The organism is Bordetella trematum (genome assembly GCF_900078335.1).
Lineage (GTDB): Bacteria > Pseudomonadota > Gammaproteobacteria > Burkholderiales > Burkholderiaceae_B > Bordetella > Bordetella trematum.
On sequence record NZ_FKBR01000049.1, the window covers coordinates 1 to 324 of the forward strand.

1 protein-coding gene is annotated in these 324 nt (G+C 62.3%); it reads right to left on the reverse strand.

The window, feature by feature from the left end:
- Nucleotides 1–324 (reverse strand): hypothetical protein (locus A7V84_RS21380; RefSeq protein WP_162269653.1); only part of this gene is annotated, 324 nt, incomplete at both ends.

A 324-nucleotide genomic window follows, 5' to 3' on the forward strand; every position in this document is an offset into this window, starting at 1 on the left:
GTTGCTGCCGTCGCCGGAGTCGATCATCAATTGACCCAGCAGGCCGCTGTCCACCAGCGTGATCACATCCACGCCAGCACCCGTGTTGATAGACGTGTCGCCACCCACCGTCACCGTATCCAAGCTCACGGTGTTGGCGCCGTCACCAGCGTCAATGCCCAGCGAGCCGCCGATGTCGGTCTGCAGCAGGGTGATACGGTCATTGCCAGCACCCGAAACGATCTGGGTAGCACCGCCCACCGTTACCACGGTCAGGTCAACGATGTTGTCGCCCTCACCGGCCAGGATATCCAGCGAACCGCCGATATCCGTCTCCAGCAGGGT